This is a genomic window from Komagataeibacter melaceti, from assembly GCF_003403295.1.
Taxonomy (GTDB): domain Bacteria; phylum Pseudomonadota; class Alphaproteobacteria; order Acetobacterales; family Acetobacteraceae; genus Komagataeibacter; species Komagataeibacter melaceti.
The window spans coordinates 32698-49814 of record NZ_QUWV01000045.1; the positions used below are offsets into that span (position 1 = coordinate 32698).

The 17117-nt window shown below is 63.1% G+C and carries 19 protein-coding genes and 1 tRNA gene; 10 read left to right on the forward strand and 10 right to left on the reverse strand.

The window, feature by feature from the left end:
• The first annotated feature begins 63 nt into the window (after positions 1 to 63).
• Positions 64 to 1098: an alcohol dehydrogenase AdhP gene (gene adhP / locus DY926_RS06040; RefSeq protein WP_116702550.1), complete on the forward strand. Its 1035-nt coding sequence runs from the start codon at positions 64 to 66 to the stop codon at positions 1096 to 1098.
• A gap of 98 nt (positions 1099 to 1196) precedes the next feature.
• Positions 1197 to 1493: a hypothetical protein gene (locus tag DY926_RS06045; protein ID WP_116702551.1), complete on the forward strand. Its 297-nt coding sequence runs from the start codon at positions 1197 to 1199 to the stop codon at positions 1491 to 1493.
• 71 nt (positions 1494 to 1564) lie between these two features.
• Here DY926_RS06045 and DY926_RS06050 read toward each other — a convergent pair whose 3' ends face one another.
• Positions 1565 to 1753: a hypothetical protein gene (locus tag DY926_RS06050; RefSeq protein WP_116702552.1), complete on the reverse strand. Its 189-nt coding sequence runs from the start codon at positions 1751 to 1753 to the stop codon at positions 1565 to 1567.
• Positions 1754 to 1885: 132 nt separating this feature from the next.
• Positions 1886 to 3214 (reverse strand): DUF6056 family protein, encoded by a 1329-nt coding sequence (locus tag DY926_RS06055; protein WP_116702600.1) that lies wholly within the window; start codon positions 3212 to 3214, stop codon positions 1886 to 1888.
• A gap of 189 nt (positions 3215 to 3403) precedes the next feature.
• On the opposite strand from DY926_RS06055, the gene DY926_RS06060 reads away from it, so the two are divergent.
• Entirely contained in the window at positions 3404 to 4855 is a 1452-nt protein-coding gene (locus DY926_RS06060; RefSeq protein WP_116702553.1) for a sugar porter family MFS transporter, read from the forward strand.
• 24 nt (positions 4856 to 4879) lie between these two features.
• On the opposite strand, the gene trhA is transcribed toward DY926_RS06060, so the two are convergent.
• Positions 4880 to 5548 carry a PAQR family membrane homeostasis protein TrhA gene (trhA, locus tag DY926_RS06065; RefSeq protein WP_116702601.1) on the reverse strand — a complete coding sequence of 223 codons (669 nt, stop codon included), beginning with the start codon at positions 5546 to 5548 and terminating at the stop codon, positions 4880 to 4882.
• Positions 5549 to 5726: 178 nt separating this feature from the next.
• On the opposite strand from trhA, the gene DY926_RS06070 reads away from it, so the two are divergent.
• Positions 5727 to 5942 carry a hypothetical protein gene (locus DY926_RS06070; RefSeq protein WP_116702554.1) on the forward strand — a complete coding sequence of 72 codons (216 nt, stop codon included), beginning with the start codon at positions 5727 to 5729 and terminating at the stop codon, positions 5940 to 5942.
• 83 nt (positions 5943 to 6025) lie between these two features.
• On the opposite strand, the gene DY926_RS06075 is transcribed toward DY926_RS06070, so the two are convergent.
• Positions 6026 to 6277 (reverse strand): hypothetical protein, encoded by a 252-nt coding sequence (locus DY926_RS06075; protein ID WP_116702555.1) that lies wholly within the window; start codon positions 6275 to 6277, stop codon positions 6026 to 6028.
• Between the two features lie 172 nt (positions 6278 to 6449).
• Between DY926_RS06075 and DY926_RS06080 the strand changes: the two genes are divergently transcribed.
• On the forward strand, positions 6450 to 7703 hold the full coding sequence (locus DY926_RS06080; RefSeq protein WP_116702556.1) for a DUF2075 domain-containing protein: 1254 nt from the start codon (positions 6450 to 6452) through the stop codon (positions 7701 to 7703).
• Between the two features lie 10 nt (positions 7704 to 7713).
• Here DY926_RS06080 and DY926_RS06085 read toward each other — a convergent pair whose 3' ends face one another.
• Entirely contained in the window at positions 7714 to 7953 is a 240-nt protein-coding gene (locus tag DY926_RS06085; protein WP_116702557.1) for a hypothetical protein, read from the reverse strand.
• 121 nt (positions 7954 to 8074) lie between these two features.
• A complete protein-coding gene (locus DY926_RS06090; RefSeq protein ID WP_116702558.1) occupies positions 8075 to 8263 on the reverse strand; it encodes a CsbD family protein in 189 nt (62 codons plus the stop codon).
• A gap of 450 nt (positions 8264 to 8713) precedes the next feature.
• Here DY926_RS06090 and DY926_RS06095 point away from each other — a divergent pair, with 450 nt between their 5' ends.
• The gene (locus DY926_RS06095; RefSeq protein WP_116702559.1) at positions 8714 to 9670 is read left to right on the forward strand and encodes an alpha/beta hydrolase; all 957 of its coding nucleotides are present in this window, start codon (positions 8714 to 8716) and stop codon (positions 9668 to 9670) included.
• Positions 9671 to 9932: 262 nt separating this feature from the next.
• Here DY926_RS06095 and DY926_RS06100 read toward each other — a convergent pair.
• A tRNA-Met gene (locus DY926_RS06100) sits at positions 9933 to 10007 on the reverse strand.
• Positions 10008 to 10182: 175 nt separating this feature from the next.
• Between DY926_RS06100 and DY926_RS06105 the strand changes: the two genes are divergently transcribed.
• Positions 10183 to 11412: a mechanosensitive ion channel family protein gene (locus tag DY926_RS06105; protein WP_116702560.1), complete on the forward strand. Its 1230-nt coding sequence runs from the start codon at positions 10183 to 10185 to the stop codon at positions 11410 to 11412.
• Positions 11413 to 11422: 10 nt separating this feature from the next.
• Here the strand turns inward: DY926_RS06105 and DY926_RS06110 are convergent, their stop codons facing one another.
• A complete protein-coding gene (locus DY926_RS06110) occupies positions 11423 to 12262 on the reverse strand; it encodes an undecaprenyl-diphosphate phosphatase (protein ID WP_116702561.1) in 840 nt (279 codons plus the stop codon).
• Between the two features lie 126 nt (positions 12263 to 12388).
• On the opposite strand from DY926_RS06110, the gene DY926_RS06115 reads away from it, so the two are divergent.
• Positions 12389 to 12847, forward strand: a complete 459-nt coding sequence (locus tag DY926_RS06115; RefSeq protein ID WP_116702602.1) for an MlaD family protein — start codon at positions 12389 to 12391, stop codon at positions 12845 to 12847.
• Between the two features lie 30 nt (positions 12848 to 12877).
• Here DY926_RS06115 and DY926_RS06120 read toward each other — a convergent pair whose 3' ends face one another.
• Both DY926_RS06120 and DY926_RS06125 read right to left on the reverse strand, forming a co-directional pair.
• On the reverse strand, positions 12878 to 13972 hold the full coding sequence (locus DY926_RS06120) for a D-alanine--D-alanine ligase (RefSeq protein WP_116702562.1): 1095 nt from the start codon (positions 13970 to 13972) through the stop codon (positions 12878 to 12880).
• Positions 13969 to 14547 (reverse strand): DedA family protein, encoded by a 579-nt coding sequence (locus DY926_RS06125; protein WP_116702563.1) that lies wholly within the window; start codon positions 14545 to 14547, stop codon positions 13969 to 13971. The genes DY926_RS06120 and DY926_RS06125 overlap by 4 nt, the downstream gene beginning before the upstream one ends.
• Positions 14548 to 14805: 258 nt before the next feature.
• Here DY926_RS06125 and DY926_RS06130 point away from each other — a divergent pair, with 258 nt between their 5' ends.
• Complete coding sequence (locus DY926_RS06130) at positions 14806 to 15816, forward strand: lytic murein transglycosylase (protein ID WP_186336095.1); 1011 nt, start codon at positions 14806 to 14808, stop codon at positions 15814 to 15816.
• Positions 15817 to 15893: 77 nt separating this feature from the next.
• On the forward strand, positions 15894 to 17114 hold the full coding sequence (locus tag DY926_RS06135) for a D-alanyl-D-alanine carboxypeptidase family protein (protein WP_116702564.1): 1221 nt from the start codon (positions 15894 to 15896) through the stop codon (positions 17112 to 17114).
• Positions 17115 to 17117: the final 3 nt, after the last annotated feature.

The window sequence follows — 17117 nt, forward strand, 5'->3', positions numbered from 1 at the left end:
CCGGAAGCCCGGGGCGAGGGGACTCCATTGCAGGGGTCACGACATTGGAACTGAAGGTGCAAGATGGCTGGAAAGATGAAGGCGGCGGTAGTACGGGAATTTGGCAAGCCGCTGACCATTGAGGAACTCGATATTCCGCAGATCAATCCGAACCAGATTCTGGTCAAGGTCGATGCCTGCGGCGTATGCCATACCGACCTGCACGCCGCGCGCGGTGACTGGCCCACCAAGCCCAATCCGCCCTTTATCCCGGGGCATGAGGGGATCGGCCATGTGGTTGAGGTCGGCTCCAATGTCAACTGGATCAAGACGGGCGACGTGGTGGGCGTGCCGTGGCTGTACTCCGCCTGCGGGCATTGCGAACACTGCCTGGGTGGCTGGGAGACGCTTTGCGCCGAGCAGAAGGATACCGGCTATTCCGTAAACGGCTGCTTTGCCGAATATGTGGTGGCCGACCCGAATTACGTCGCGCACCTGCCCAAGGATATCGACCCCATCCGCACGGCCCCGGTGCTGTGCGCGGGGCTGACGGTGTACAAGGGCCTCAAGATGACCGATACGCGCGCGGGGGAATGGGTGGCCATTTCCGGCGCGGGTGGTCTGGGGCAGATGGCCATCCAGTATGCCGTGGCCATGGGGCTGAACGTGGCCGCCGTGGACATTAGCGAAGACAAGCTGGAAGAAGCCCGCAGGCTGGGCGCGCGCGTGACCGTGAACGCGCTTAAGGAAGATCCCGTCGCCTATATCCAGCAGCAGACCGGCGGCACGCATGGCGTGCTTGTCACCGCCGTTTCCGACAAGGCGTTCAGCCAGGCCATCGGTTACGCGCGCCGTGGCGGGACCGTTGTGCTCAATGGCCTGCCGCCGGGTGATTTCCCGCTGTCGATCTTTGACATGGTGATGAACGGCACCACCGTGCGCGGTTCGATTGTCGGCACCCGTCTCGACATGATCGAGGCGATGTCCTTCTTCACCGATGGCAAGGTCTCGACCGTGGTCAGCACCGACAAGCTGGAAAACATCAACACCATTTTCGACAATCTCGAACATGGCCGCGTGCATGGCCGTGTCGTGCTCGACTTCCGTAACGGCGCGTGAGGCAACCCTAACCCCTTTATGGCGTTCTGTTTTATAGTTTCGGCATGACGGCCTATCGGTCATGCCGGTATCATGAACGAAGGACAGGTACGGATATCATGAAGAAAACGGTGATTCTGGCGGCGCTGTGTGCGGTCGGTATGGACGTGGCGACGCTGGCACCGGTTATGGCCGATACATGTGACGGTGTAACCGACCATGCGGAGTGTGAAATGCGCCTCAAGGCCCATGAAACCGGCCGCGCCACCCGGGAAAAGGCCCACGAGGCTGGTGAAAAGACCGATCAGGCAACCGGGGACGTAAAGAACTGGGGCGACAGGACCGGCAAGAAGCTGGACAAATGGGGCCACGAGACAAAAGGCGACATGAGCCAGTTCTTTACCGGCCACAGGTAAGGCTGATCGGCCACGAACAAAAAAAGGGAGGCACCTCGGTGCCTCCCTTTTTTCATGCCGCCTGACGTGGATCAGGAATGGTGATGATCGGCCGCTTCATGCTCCCGCCAGCCGCTTTCGATCGCGTGCAGGAATGTCTTGAAGTGCTTTTTGATTTCATCGGGGGAAGCCTTTTCCATGACTTCCTTTTTCGCCGCGGTCAGCGTCGCGGCTGCGTGGATGAGGGCGGCGTGGATGGTGTCGTTGGGTTCCCGGCTCATGTCATGCTCTCCTGATTTCATGGATGTCTCACGATGTAGGATGCCCCCTGTCATGACAACCGGACAGCCTGCATGCCTGCCGTTCCCTCACTCCCCTTGATTTCACACCGGCATGGCACGGGCCTGTAACGCTCAGGGTGCAGAACGGACGGAAGACGCGCCCATGGCCTGCGCGAAGCATGCGGTCAGCATGCTGTGCGGATCAGGGTTGATCCCGACGAATATGATGTCCTTGCGCACATAAAGCAGCTTGTGCCGTGGCCCCATGGTCACGCGCGGCAACACCACGGGCTGGTTTTGCGCCACCTGCGCGCGCGTGCTGGTAACCCAGTCATGGCTAATGCGGGCAAGGCGCGTCAGGTCGGGAATGACAATGGCCAGATGCATGGCGGTCAGCCCCACGCAGGCGGTCGCCAGCACCGCCCGGAATGTCCGGTCCAGCGGGCATTGGAACAGCAGGCATGACAGGTAGCACGCCAGCAGCACGCTGGCCGGAAAGGATACCCGCGCCGCCATGGCCGCCCGCGGGAACATGAGCAGCAGGCTCATGTAAACCACGGCCAGGGCCGCAAACACCCATGCATGGCCCGCCCGCAGGGCATGGGATACGGAAATCTGCCGCCTGCCCAGAAACAGCCCCACCCCGATAACCAGCACGAAGGGGAGCCAGTACGGGTCAAACAGGCTGCCCATGTTGCCCAGCAGCCCATCCAGCCGGTCGGGCAGGGGGCTGGGGGGCAGGGTGCGCATGCGTACGTAATTGCCCGGCGCCAGCCCCAGCACCATCGTGCCCGCGCCGTGGCTGCACAGCAGCGCCCACGGGACCGGGCGCATGCGTTTCCATGCCAGCACGCACGCCCCCATCAGCACCAGCGTCAGCAGCACCGAAAGCGGCTCAAGGAACGTGGCGATCAGGAAAACGGCCACATACTGCGCCATGTTCATGCGCGTGCGCTGCGTAAGGATGCGCGCCAGCACCCAGATTTCCCCCGCCACGGGCCACAGGTAGCCAATGGCCCCGGTCTTCCACAGCGCGACCTCGCCAATCGTGCGGGGCAGCCACCACAGCATGAGGAACACCAGCAGGCACTGCGCCAGCCCATCGGCCCTTCGGGTCACGGGGGCGGCGTTCACTGCATCGCGGCACATATGCATCACGACATGCACCACAAAGGCGAAGACCGCCGTGTTCACCACCGCGAAGACGACCAGTGACCCATAGTGGTGCAGGTCAAGGAAAAGGAAGGTGATGAGCGTGGTGAACCACCGCCCGGTCCAGAAATTGTAATTGCCCCATACGGTGCGCAGGATGGTGCCGATATGGGGCGGCATGGTCCGGCAGTAATCATCCGCCCATAGCGGCGTGACCAGGTTGGCCCACAGCAGGAAAACCGAGCACAGCGCCAGCCCAGCCCGTTCTCCGGGCACGAAAGGGGGGGCGATACGCGGCTGTGGTTTCATGGCATGCATCCCCTTCCGGTCCAGCCCACGCCATACCATGCCCGCACCCGGACGGAAAAAATAATGGCAGGTGGCGCGAACTGTTCTGCCTGATCGGCCCGATGCCGGGGTTGTGTCATGGATCGGGGGTTGTAGCATCGTCTAGGAAGCATAGTCTGCCCGGTCATGACGGGCCGGAGCCGAGCCGCAATGCCAAGGGGTAGAGTTAACGTGTTACAGCCTGCAACTTCGTCCGTTTCCACCGGGAATACCCCCGCTACCGCCCCAGCCCCGACTTCTCCCGGTTCACAGGCTGTGCGCGCGGCCCTGACCACGGCGGCTGCAGGCCTGCTGGTCGGGCTGGATACGGGCCTGATTGCCGAGGCGCTGGGCTTTATCGGCCGTGATTTCCATGCCTCGGCGCGTATGCAGGAATGGATCGTCTCGGTGCTTATGGTCGGCGCGCTGCTCGGTTCGCTGGGGGCGGGGGTGTTCTCGCGCCGGTTTGGCCGCAAGCTGACGCTGGGCACCGCAACGCTGCTGATCGGGCTGGGCGCGCTGTTATGCGCCACGGCGGGCATGATCGGGCAGATCCTGCTGGGGCGGTTCCTGATCGGGATGGCCATCGGCATCTGCACCTTCACCGCTCCGCTCTATATTTCCGAACTGACCACGGGCGTGATGCGGGGCACCATGGTGTCCACGTTCTCCATGCTCCAGTCCGCCGGTATCCTGCTGGGGTATCTGGCGGGGGGAATCTTTTCGGGCGGCGGGCACTGGCGGCTCATGGTGGGGCTGCCGGTCATTCCGGCGGCGGTGCTGTGCGTGGGCTGCGTGTTCCTGCCGGCCAGCCCGTCATGGCTGGCGGCGCGTGGCCGCTTCGAGGAGGCGCGGCGCGTGCTGCGCAGCCTGCGTGGTGATGAGGAGATGGCCGACAGGGAACTGGACAATATCCGCCACGAACTGGGGGAGGGACGCCCCGTGGGCGGCTTCGCCCTGCTGCGCAGCAAGCCGTATTTCCGCCGCTCCGTCGCGCTGGGTGTCGGCCTGCAGGTCATGCAGCAGCTTACCGGCATCAATGTCGTCCTGTATTACGCGCCAAAGATCCTTGAGGGCGCGCATTTCGGCACATCCGCCGCCGCATGGGCGACCGTGCTGGTGGGGGTCATCAATGCGGTGATTGGCGTGGTGGCCGTTTACATGGTGTCCCGCTGGGGGCGCAGGCCGCTGCTGGCGGCAAGCTGCATCATCATGGCGGCAGCGCTGGCCGTGGCGGCGGTGATCGAGGGGCTGCACCTGCAAGGAACGGGGGCGACGTTTTCCCTCATGGGGGCGCTGCTGGTGTTCGTGGCGGGGTTCGGTATGGGCGCCGGTCCGCTGGTGTGGACACTGTGTTCGGAGATACAGCCCATCGAGGGCCGGGATTTTGGCGTGGCCTGTTCCACGCTGGCCAACTGGGGCATGGACTGGGGCGTGAGCAACACGTTCCTCAGCATTGTGGCGGTGGCTGGCGCGGGCTGGACATTCGCGGGGTTCAGCGCGCTCAACGTCGCGTTCCTGCTGTTCACCCTGCTGCTTGTGCCCGAGACACGCAATGTCCCGCTTGAAGTGATCGAGCAGCATCTCGAGGCCGGGCGCCCGCTGCGTGAAATCGGACGGTAGCGCCCCGTCAGCCCATCAGGTGGATCAGGCGGAGCCGGGGCGGCAATGCAGCAGCATGCTGCCCACGGCGGCCATGTGCGTGCCCGCGCCCAGCACCACCATGACGTGCCACAGCGCGTTGGAAAAGGGCATGCCCTCGCGCATGTAGAACACCACCCCGATACAGTAGAAGACCAGCCCCAGCACCAGCAGGAAAAAGGCGGGCGAAGGCAGCATCCATACCCGCGGGTCGGGGCAGAGGAAGAACACCCACGCCACGCACAGGTAAGGCACCACATGGAACCGGCGTGACCATGTGAAAAAGCACATCTTGGTCACGACCCCGGCCAGCGCCATGGCCCATAGCAGGGCGCAGAACCGCAGGCTGTTCACGCCGTGACCGCCCAGCAGGATGAAGGGTGTATAGGTCGCGGCGATGGCGACGAAGATGACGGACTGGTCAATGCGCTGCAGCCCGCCCTTGAGCCGGGACGGCGGGCAGAAATTATAGGCGGCGGAAGACAGGCACGTACCCAGGATTCCGGCGCAGTAAAGCACCGTGACACCTTCCTGCACCGTGGAGTGGGAGTGCAGCGCCGTATGCAGCAGCCACAGCATCCCGTATCCCAGCCCCACAACCCCCACCACATGCACCAGCAGGTCGGTCACCCACTCGGCCGCGGAATAGATGGGAAAGCGCGTACGGGTCGTCATGCCGACCGGGATACTCCCTATTTCCGCTTTGGTCCGGTCCTGTATCATGAATAAGTCAGTTTCCTCGCGCGTAAGAAAGTCCGCCTTTCCCGCATCTGTCCACCCGGCCCGCTGTCCGTTATGACAGGCGGGAGGCTTGCGATGCACGCCACATGGCTAAGGGGAAACGGAGGGAAACATGCAGGGGTTCTGGCCGTGTCTATGGGTTCTGGCCGCCATGGCAGGGGGGCACTTCCTGCTGGGGGTGAGCCTTACGCCATGGCATGTCATCGGATTGGGACTGGCCGGAGTTGCCGGGTTTCTGGCCGCATGGGGCCTGTTTCTGGCCGGTGTCATGCTGCTGGCCTTCATTAGTGGCCTGCTGGAGCGCACGGGCAGCAAGATGCGGTGGTAAGGCGGCAGCCCTGATCCCCGCCGGGTGGCGGATGGTGCCTTTCCGCCGGAACAGGGGCTGCCCCCTGTTCCGTGGTGTGGATGTCAGCGCGCCGTGCGCTCGCCCTTTACATGGGCGCACAGGGCCTGGATTTCGGCTGCGGTGACGCCTTCGGGGTTGTGCTTGGCCTTTTTGGCAATCTCATGCTCGGTGCCGGAGGCACGGCCATGTTCACCGGCCACATGCTCGGCGAGGGCGATGACTTCCTCCTTCTGCAGCAGCTTGGGCTCCTTCAGGCCCTTGTCAGCCAGCTTGTGCATGTGTTCGCGCGCGGCGGCGGTGGGTTTGTCGGTCATGATGGACAGTCCTAATCCTGTGGAACGCAAAATGCGCGCCATTGTGTTATAACGGAAGACAGCGCACGAAAACCGATAGGGATGCACGGCGCCAGGGCATATTTCACATATCTGCCCCGGTTATCTGCCCTAGTCCCATCCGCAATCATGGACAGGCTTACGGATACAAGACATGCACGACACCACCCGGCCCGGTCCCGACAGCGCGCAGGTGCGACTGGCCCCCACCATGACGCTGACCGCCGCGCAACTGCGCCTGAAGGACGAAGTGCTTGCCTTCTGCCGCGCCCACCGGGGGGATGAACATGCGCTGTTCATTATCGAAGGCGATGCGGGCACTGGCAAAAGCCTGCTGCTCAATACGCTGTTCACCGCCATCCAGCACGCGGCGCGCGGGGATGACGCGCATGACCCCCTGCATGGCAGCCAGAACCGGGTGCTGGTGAACCACCCCGAAATGATCAAGCTCTATCGCAACATCGCCCAGTCCCAGCCCTGCCTGCGCAAGAAGGATTACGAGCGCCCCACCACCTTCATCAACCAGATGGCGGGTACCGACAGGCGCGCCGATATCGTACTTGTGGATGAGGCGCACCTGCTGCTGACACGCAGCGACCCCTACAACCGCTTCCGGCAGGATAACCAGTTGGCGGAAATCATCCGCCATGCCCATGTGGTCGTGATCGTGTTCGATGCGCGGCAGGTGCTCAAATTCAAGAGCCTGTGGGATGATGCGACCCTGGCCCGGCTGGTGGCGGGCTACCCGGTCGTGACCCGCAGGCTGGACCAGCAGTTCCGCATGCACGCCAATGCGGATGTGATGGCATGGATACGCGCCCTGCGTGACGGCTGGCTGCGCCCGCTACCCGCGCCGCAGGAATTCGATTTCCGTATTTATGATGATGCGCAGGCCATGTACGAGGCCATAAGGCAGCGCAATGCGCAATACGGCATGTGCCGCATGCTGGCGACCTACGACTATCCCTATACCCTGAACGGGCAGGACCATTTCATTACGGAGGGGCGCTTTCACCTGCGCTGGGACCGCGCCATGCCACAGGCCCGCCTGCCATGGGCTGAACGGCCGGACACGATTGATGAGGTCGGTTCGGTCTATACCATCCAGGGGTTCGACCTGAATTATGCAGGCGTCATCCTTGGCCCATCGGTCACGTATGACCCGGCGAAGGACCGCATTGTCATTGATCCCGCGCGTTATGAGGACCGCGCCGCCTTTACCGGGCGCGACGGCGTGGACAATCCCCCGGCGGTGATGGAACGGATCATTCTCAATTCCATCAACGTGCTCATGACCCGGGGGGTGAGGGGGCTGTATATCTACGCCAGTGACCCGCGCCTGCGCGCCCGGCTGATGACACTGTGGCAGGCCCGGCAGGAAGAACGCACGCCACAGGCCGCCACATGAGGGCGAAGTATCAGCCCTGCTGGCCGATCCGCTTCAGGTAGGGCAGGATTTCCGGCCCGGCCTCGATGGCGTGACCCAGAACGGTTTCGACCAGCGTGGCAAGACGCTGGGCATCAAGCCCCGCCAGTGTCACGCTCAGGTCGTGCTTTTCCTGGTCGGAGAGTTCCGGGGCCTGAATAATGCGCCGCTCCACGGCGGCCTTCATGGCGTCTGTGGTGAAGGGCAGGTCGATAATCTGGTCTTTGCTCATGGCCGTATTCCCGTATGGATAAACTGACACGGCCATCGTACGGGGTGCGGGCGTCGGGGCCAACCGCCCCGCGCGCGATGCGGTTATGCAACAGCCATCACGATGGCGGCCCCGGCCATGATCACTCCTGCTCCGCCTGTTCCTTTGCCATGGCGCGATGCAGGCGGGCTGTCTGGGAAAAGCCGCGCATTTCCTGCGCTATGCCCTGACGTTCCAGCCCGCGCAGGCCGGTGGCGTACCCGATTTCCTGCTTGAGCTGACCCAGCACCACGTTGGTGCGACCGCGAAGTATTGTCCTGAAACGATCCATATAAAAATCCCAGAAAGGGTAACAGGAAGCACCGCACTGTGTGCATGTCTGACATGCACCATACTGCCAGTGAAATGCAACAGCCAATGTGGGGCCTGCCCACATTATCGGGTGGGGGCACCCATGGTTCCCCGGTTTCAGGTGCCGGGGTTGTGTCGGGCATTTATGTTATAACCAGCGGTAAAGCAGCATTGTGGGCGTGCCCGCGCGGATATGGGTGGGGCGGATATTACAGAATTACCCCTATATTCGTGCGGAATAACTGTTATAAATCAGTCCGGATATAAAATATAATAGATAAGAAAATGGTATATTTTTATATTTTATATTCACCTATTGCAGAATGTATTTGATTTCGATCATGGTTGTTCATGCCGGTGTGCCAGACGGTTCCGTGGATCGAAACGGCCCGGACAGGTCCGTTTCTGATATAAGAGGACCGTATTCACTATGCCCAAAAACGTCGTAAACCCCGAGTTTCTGCCCATTCTGGAAAAAATGCCCTCCTTTGACGGGCTGTCGGGCCGTTCGCTGCCCGAAGTACGCGAAATTTTCCTGACATCCGTGCGGCTGATCGAAGGGCGACCGCTGCCCGACGTTGAAACGCAGGAAGTCTATGTGCCCGGCCCCGCGGGTGCGCCGGATGTGCGGGTCGTGACCTACCGCCCGCGTGAACGCCGCCCGAACGCACCGGCCATGGTCTATATCCATGGTGGTGGCCTTGTTTCCGGCCACCCGGAAGTCGATGACCCCAAATGCCAGCTTCTGGCCAGCAAGATGGGCTTTGTCATTGTCTCGGTCGATTACCGCCTGGCGCCGGAGGTCAAGTATCCCGGTGCGATCGAGGACTGTTACGCCGTGCTCAAGTGGGTGCATGAAAATGCACAGACGCTGGGCATCAACCGGCAGAAGGTCGCGGTCGCGGGTGAGAGTGCCGGCGGCGGGCTGAGTGCCGCGCTGTCGCTGCTGGCGCGTGACCGCAAGGAATACAGCCTTGCCTACCAGTTGCTGATCTATCCGATGCTGGATGACCGGACCGCGACAAAGGTCGATCCCGCACCGGATTTTGGCGAATTCGTCTGGACCCGTTCGGCCAATAAATATGCGTGGGAAGCCTATCTCGGCGCCTCGGCCGGTGGGGCGGATACGCCAGCCTATGCGGCTGCCGCGCGGGCGAAGGATCTGTCAGGCCTGCCGCCCACCTTTATCGGTGTGGGTTCAATGGATCTGTTCCTGTGCGAGGATCTGGACTATGCCCGCCGCCTGATGGCGGCTGGCGTCCCGACCGAGGTATCCGTCGTACCGGGGGCGTACCATGTGTTTGACATGTTCGTGCCCGATGCCGAACTTTCCGTCCGGTTCATGGACAATTACTGCGCGGGCCTGAAGCGGACGCTGGGCCTGTAACGGGTAAACCTCCGGGCCGTTCATGGCCCGGAAACGATCGAGCAGCCCCCGGCATGGTCATGTCGGGGGTTTTTCGCTTTTGCACCGGCGTGGAATGAACGAAGGGTGCGCGGTTTGCCGCAACGCAGGCCATAGTCCGCCGTTCAGGGCAGGGGGGCATGCTGGCCATGAAAATGACAGGATGATGGGTCATGATGACCAACAGATGATCACCACCACGTAAAACCTGCAAAATGTAGGGAGAAATCAATCCTAACGCTGATGGTAGCGGTGGACGGATTTGAACCGCCGACCAAGGGATTATGATTCCCCTGCTCTACCGCTGAGCTACACCGCCATCGCGTTAGGATGAGTGCGGAATACCCGTGCTCCGGGGGGAAGTCAACCCGTGTTTTGGCTTCAGGGTGGAAAAGGTCCGGTTGGGAGCGGATTTGTCATTTCCGCCCGATAGGGGGTACTACAGGAGCCTCACCCCACATTCGAAAACAACAGGAAAAGGCTACGCATCCTTTGTGAAAACTGAATTCCTTACCTTATTGACCCATCTGCGGCATCTGCTCGACTGGCTGCCCGGCCTCATGTCCTCCGTCCTCATGCTGTGCGCGGCGGGACTGGTGGCGGAAATGTTCAGCCGCTTCATCACCAAACTGATCCTTCGCATTCCCGGCAGCAGGCGCGGCGCTTTCGTGCGGTCGTTCACGCTGGCCATGCAGCGCCCCGCGCGGATCATGCTTGTTCTCCTGTTCGTGGGCACGGCCCTGCCGGTATCGGGCCTGCCGGCCGATATCATGCAGGATACGGCCCATGCGCTGGTGGTGCTGTTCGTCCTGATGCTGGGGTATGCGGCGCTGGTTGCCACGCGCATCCTGTCCGATGCCTATTTCAACCGGATCAATGGAAAGGATGACAAGGACGACATCCTGCTGCGCACGCACATGACGCAGGTGCGCGTGCTGCGCCGCACGACGGACCTGCTGATCGGGCTGGTGACGGTCGGGGCCTCGCTCATGACATTCGAGCCGGTGCGGCAGTACGGCCTCAGCCTGTTCGCGTCCGCCGGTGCGGCGTCACTGGTTGTCGGTCTGGCGGCACGCCCGCTGCTGACCAACCTGTTTGCCGGCGTCCAGATCGCGATGACACAGCCGATCCGCATGGAAGACCTGATCATCATTAATGGTGACTGGGCGTGGGTGGAGGAAATCACGTCCACATATGTCGTGCTGCGGGTGTGGGACTGGCGGCGGCATATCGTGCCGATTTCCTATTTTCTGGAAAACCCGTTCCAGAACTGGACGCATAATTCCGCCGCCCTGATTGGCGTGGTCTTCATCCATGTGGATTTTCAGGCTCCCATGGACCGCATCCGTGAGCGCCTGCGCGAGATCGTGCATTCCGCGCCGCTATGGGATGGCAAGGAGTTCGCCGTGCAGGTGGCGGACTGCAACGCCCATGTCATGACCATACGTGTCATTGCCAGCGCGCGCTCGGCCATGCAGAGCTGGGACCTGCGTTGTGAGATACGTGAGCAGATCATCGCCTTCCTGCGCGATGAATGTCCCGAAGCCCTGCCGCGCGACCGGCTTACGCATGTCGGCTCAATGTCCGGGCTGGATGTGATGGAGGGGCCGGGCGTGCTGTCACCACCGGTCTCACGGCCGCCGCCGGGCGCCTATACCGGGCCGCGAAGCGGCATGAGCGGGGGCGGCATGGCCCCCACCGATGGCGGGCAGGGTCACGGCTGACCCGTTCGTGTCAGGACAGGTACAGGAAAGCCGCGCAGCCCGCGCCGATGCAGTACCAGCCAAATGGCCGCAGGGCCCAGTCCTCATGATCGCGGAAGTAGCGCATGAGGATACCCGTGCACACCAGGGCAACAATCGCCGCCACGATCGCGGCAATGACCGCCACGCGCATCTGCCCCGGCAGGGGCGGCGCATGCCGCAGCTTCAGCGCCTCCAGCACGGTCGCGGCCAGAATGACCGGCTGCGCCATGAGGAAGGCGAACCGCGCCGAATTCTCATGTGACAGGCCGCGCAGCAGCCCCCCGGCAATACATGCGCCGGAGCGTGACAGGCCAGGAAAGAACGCAAGGCACTGGAACAGCCCGATCACCAGCGCTTCCCCGAACCCCAGCGAGGCGAGGGGGCGGTCACTTTCGTGCAGCAGCCTGTCGCGCATCCGGTCCACCACCAGCAGCATGACGCCATTGAGTGCGAGGAAGATCGCCGCATAGCGGGCCGTGCCGAACAGGCTGCGGATGGCATGCTCGAACAGCCCCCCGATCAGGACCGCCGGGATGGTGGCTACGATCAGCAGCGCCAGGATGCGGATGCTGTCCATCTGGTAGGTCACGCCGTAGCGCCCCGTGGCGCCGGTAAACAGCGCCACCCAGTCACGCCAGAAAAAAACCAGCAGGGCCACGCATGTGCCCAGGTGCAGCATGACCAGCAGGGGCAGGAACATTTCCCCATGCAGGTCCACGGGCCAGCGCAGGATGGCGGGCACGATGGCCGCATGGCCAAGGCTGCTTATGGGGAACTGTTCGGTGGCGCCCTGAATGATCGCTATGATGATGGCCTGAAGGAGTGTCATTGTCCGCCTGTCCATGACGCAGTAGGATGGAAGTATAAGGAACGGCATAACGCCTGATCCACCCCGTTCCGCCCCGTGGCGGAGACCGGTGTGGTGGTATGGAGCCGTATCGGGCAGGGAGCCAGCATGGCAAGGGAAAGAAGCGGCGCGATCATATCCAGTGGACTTGTCCTTCTGGTGGCGGGTGGGTTCTGTATCTACGCGCATGCCTCGCAACGCGGCGGCGTTCATGACCGCTACCCCGTCATGGCGCGCTTCGTTTCGGCCAACGGGCTGCATGTCGGCGCGGATGTCGATATGGATGGCGTGCCTGTGGGCCGGGTTACCTCCATTACGCTCGATCCCGCAACCTATATGGCCAATGTGGGCTTTACGCTCGACCGTACATTGTCGTTGCCTGAAGATACAAGTATTTCAATCGGTAGCCCGACACTTACGGCCGATACCGCGCTGCTGGTGGAGCCGGGCAGGGCGGGCACGAAGCTCGGCCCCGGCGCGGTTGTCACCAACACGCGCGAGCCGCTCAGTCTCGAGCAGCAGATCAGCAACTACATCTTCGGCAATGGCGGCCTGCCCACGAACTGATGGGCGGTGGCGCAGGGGGCGGCCCCTGCCTCAGTCATTCAGCGGGTAGCTGGCCATGAGCCTGCGCTGGCGCAGCCAGCTTTTCAGCATGGTCATGGCCCCGCTGCTCTTCCAGCCTTCGCGCCGTTTTTTCGCGCCGATGCGGAATGTCTCGCGGTAGTGCATGAACTGCGTGGCGTAGGCCGTGCGCAGGGTGGTGCGCGCATCCCATATATGGGTGGCTTCGGAGCCGACGCCGTTGATCTCGATGATCTGGAAATCCCTGCCTTCGCGCAGGGTGGCGAGGCTGCGGGCCTTGGCGTCGATCCGCCCGAAGTGGAAATCGGGGATGTCGCGCATGATCTCGTTCACGCGCGCCACAAGGGCCGGGGTGATGTCCACCGCGCGGTCATGAAAGATCGAGCCCTTGCAGTGGTTGCCCGCAAAGACCAGCGGCAGCGACTGGCCCGCCTCCAGCACGTCATGCAGGCGGTCCTTCAGGCGCGGCAGGTAGATATGGGGCACGAGACGGGTGCGGCTGTCTGCATGGAGCAGTTCTTCCACCGTGGAATGGCCGTCACCGGTCAGGCAGGGTACTTCCTTGTAGGTGAGCGAGGTAATGCGCCCCTGTGCCTCATCGGGGTGGCGGATGTAGAACAGCCCCACCTCATGCCCGTAGGGGATCAGGTGCTGGAGCATCACCGCCACGCCGCGCCCGAAGGCGGCAAGCCCCGCGCGCAGGCTTTCGGCATCGCGCATGATGCGCACGCCCGTGCCGTTGCAGCCGATGTCGGGCTTGAGCACGATGGGAAATGACAGGCCCGCCGCCTTCATCGCGTCCAGCGCGCGGGGCAGGTCGTCGCTGCCGGTGGTGATGACGGCATAGGGCGCGATCCATTCCCGCGCCACGTCACCCGCCATGTCCAGGATCGAGCTTTTGCTCTCGCCACACAGGCCGCCGGTCTCGATGCGGGGGTTGGCGGCGGTGGGCAGGCTGAAATCACGGTACCGCAGCCCCAGGATGATCCAGTACAGCACGATGGGCGTGTAGAAGATCCAGCCCGGCCAGAACTCGAAAGCCGAGACCGTCGGGGCGTCGGTGCGTGAGGCTGTCCGGGGTTCGGCGGCGGTGATCATGTCGGTCATCGGGTCTCATTATCATGCAAACGTGCGACCATGCGGCTGATCAGGAAAATGGTCAGGACGAAACCGGCCATGCCTGCCCATTTCCATGTTCCCAGATGGTCGATCAGGAACTGCCCCACCTGCAGGGATGCCGCGAACAGCAGGGATGTCCATATCAGCGTGGCCAGCACCGCAGCGACGCAGAACAGCCCGAAGCGGGCATGAAAGAAACCACATGCGGTATAAAGCGGCAAGCGCGCCCCCGGTATGAACCGGCTTATGAACACGATGCGGAATACGTTGCGGTCAAACCACTTACCTTCCCGCGCGCCGCCGGGCAGGGTGATCCAGCGCCGTGCGGGCGGCCACAGCGCGCCCAGCCGCCCCATGCCATAAAGCCCCATGTCCCCCACGATGATGCCGATATAGAGCGCGACCAGCGCGACCATGATGTCCACATGGCCGGTGCGGACCTGCATGGCGGTCATGATGGTTGCGGCGTCTTCAAGTATGAAGGTGCCGATAATGATCGCCATGGCCTGTACGAAGGGGGAAGCGCCGGCGGCGGCCAGCACGGACATCAGGGATGTGGGCATACGGACTGTTTCAGCGCATCCGGCGGGGATGGGAAGGAAAAACCGCAACCACGATATGTACAAGCCCTTCGGTCGGCCCGGCAGGCGGGCAGGGGAGCGCAGGCCACCGGGGCCAGCGCGGGAACTGCTGGTGGCGTCCTTGTGGCATGCTTCGCCCATGGCCACAAACGGGAAATTATGTCGCGTATTGTATCACGTCTGTCCCGATATGCTGATCAGTGATTGAAACGGCCGGGAGGGCGTGGCACAGCATCGGGTATGCTCGAACGTCGCCGTCTCCTCCGTCGCACCGCCACCGCCTTTGCGGGGGCTGGCGCATCGTGGCTGCTGCCCATGCGCGCGGTCCGCGCCCAGACGGCCGATCCGATGATGGGGGATTACGCCGGTTTTGTCGCCGGTATCCGCCAGGAAGCGATTCGGCAGGGCCTGACGGCGCCCGGTGTCATGCGCGCGCTGGACCTGTCCGCGCCGAACATGAAGGTGATCGAGCGTGACCGGAACCAGCCGGAATTTCACCTGACATGGGCGCAGTACCGTGCGCGCGTGCTGACGCAGCACAAGGTGGATGACGGGCGCGCCGCCTTCGCGCGTGAGCGTGCCGTGCTGGAGCAGCAGGTCCTGACCCGCTACGATGTCTCGCCCGGCGCGGTTATGGGCATATGGGGGCTGGAATCGGCCTACGGCACGCTGACCGGCAGTTTCGGCGTGGTCGATGCGCTATGCACCCTCGCCTTTGAGGGGCGGCGTGCGAAATTCTTCCATGGCGAACTGCTCAAGGCGCTGGCCATCCTCAACGCAGGCGACATCACGCCCGAAAGCATGACCGGCAGCTACGCGGGCGCCATGGGCCAGCCGCAGTTCATGCCCAGCGCCTACCTGAAATACGCGGTGGATATTGATGGCGACGGACGGCGCGACATCTGGCACTCCATGCCCGACATATTCGGCTCCATCGCCGCCTACCTGGCCGGTTCGGGCTGGGTGGCGGGTGAAAGCTGGGGGCAGGAGGCCAGCGTGCCGGACAGCCTGCCGCAGTCCGAGCTTGGGCATGCCCGCACCCGCACGCTGGGGGCGTGGATGAAGCTGGGCGTGCGGCAGGTGGGTGGCATACCCTTTGCCCGGCCCGACATGACCGGCGCGGTGCTGCGCCCGGACGGGCCGGGGGGCGAGGCCTTCATGGTCTATCGCAATTTCGCCGCGATCCGTCGCTATAATCCATCTGATTTCTATGCGCTGGCCGTTGGCCTGCTGGGAAACGAAATTACCTGACGGCTCCCGTCATTCCGCCATCTCGTCACCCGGCCCGTGGCATATGCCCGGCCGGTCTCTACCGGACCAAGGATACAATGCACACCCGACGTTTCCTTCTGGCTGGGGCCACCAGCTTTCTTGTATCCGCCACGGCGCTGGCGGCGCCCGCCTCCCGCCGCCGCCATGCCGCGGCCCCCACGGCTGATGCCAGCGCGCCGCCGGCTGTCGCCTCCACACCGGCCAACAGCCTGATCGGCCCGATCGACACGGTCGCGCGCTGGGCCTGTATCGTCGATTACACCACGGGCGCGGTGATACTGGAAAAGGCGGCGGATGAGCGCATGCCGCCGTCCTCCCTGACCAAGATGATGACGGCCTATGTCGTGTTCGGCATGCTGCGCGCGGGCAGGCTGACGCTGGAGCAGACGCTGCCCGTCAGTGAAAAGGCATGGCGGATGCAGGGGTCGAAAATGTTCGTGCCGCTGCATGGTTCCGTAAGCGTGGCCGAACTGATCCAGGGCATGGTGATCCAGTCGGGCAATGACGCGTGCATCGTGCTGGCGGAAGGGGTTGCGGGGTCCGAGGACCAGTTTGTCAGCCTCATGAACACGCAGGCCGCCCAGATGGGCATGACCAACAGCCATTTCATGAACGTGACCGGCTGGCCGATGGACGGGCACTACATGTCCGCGCGTGACGTGGCGACCATCGCCATGCACCTGATCCATGATTTCCCGGAATATTATCACTTCTTTTCCGAAAAAAGCTTCTCCTTCAACAAGATCACGCAGGAGAACCGCAACGCGCTGGTGGTCAAGGGCATTGCCGACGGCCTCAAGACCGGCCACACGGATGCCGGTGGCTTCGGCCTGTGCGCCAGCGCCGAGCGCGGCGGCAACCGCGTGGTCATGGCGCTTAACGGCCTGCCCAGCAGCAATGTGCGCGCGAATGAGGGCGAGAGGCTGTTTGAATGGTCGTTCGTCAATTTCGAGAACGCGACCCTCATCCACCGGGGCGCGGTCATGGACAACGCGCCCGTCTGGCTGGGGCAGGCGCATAGCGTGCCGCTGGTGGCGACGCGTGACGTGACCCTTACGCTGCCGCATGGCTGGCAGAACCGGGTGCATGTCAGCATGGTGTACGACAGCCCCGTGCCCGCCCCCATTACCATGGGGCAGCAGTTGGGGGAGGTGGTCATTTCCAATACGGGATTGGCTGAAATCCGTATTCCGCTTGTGGCGGGGGCAAACGTGCCACGGCTGGGGATCATGGGCCGGGCGGTGGCGGTACTGGGCCAGAAGCTGGGGCACGGCTAGGCC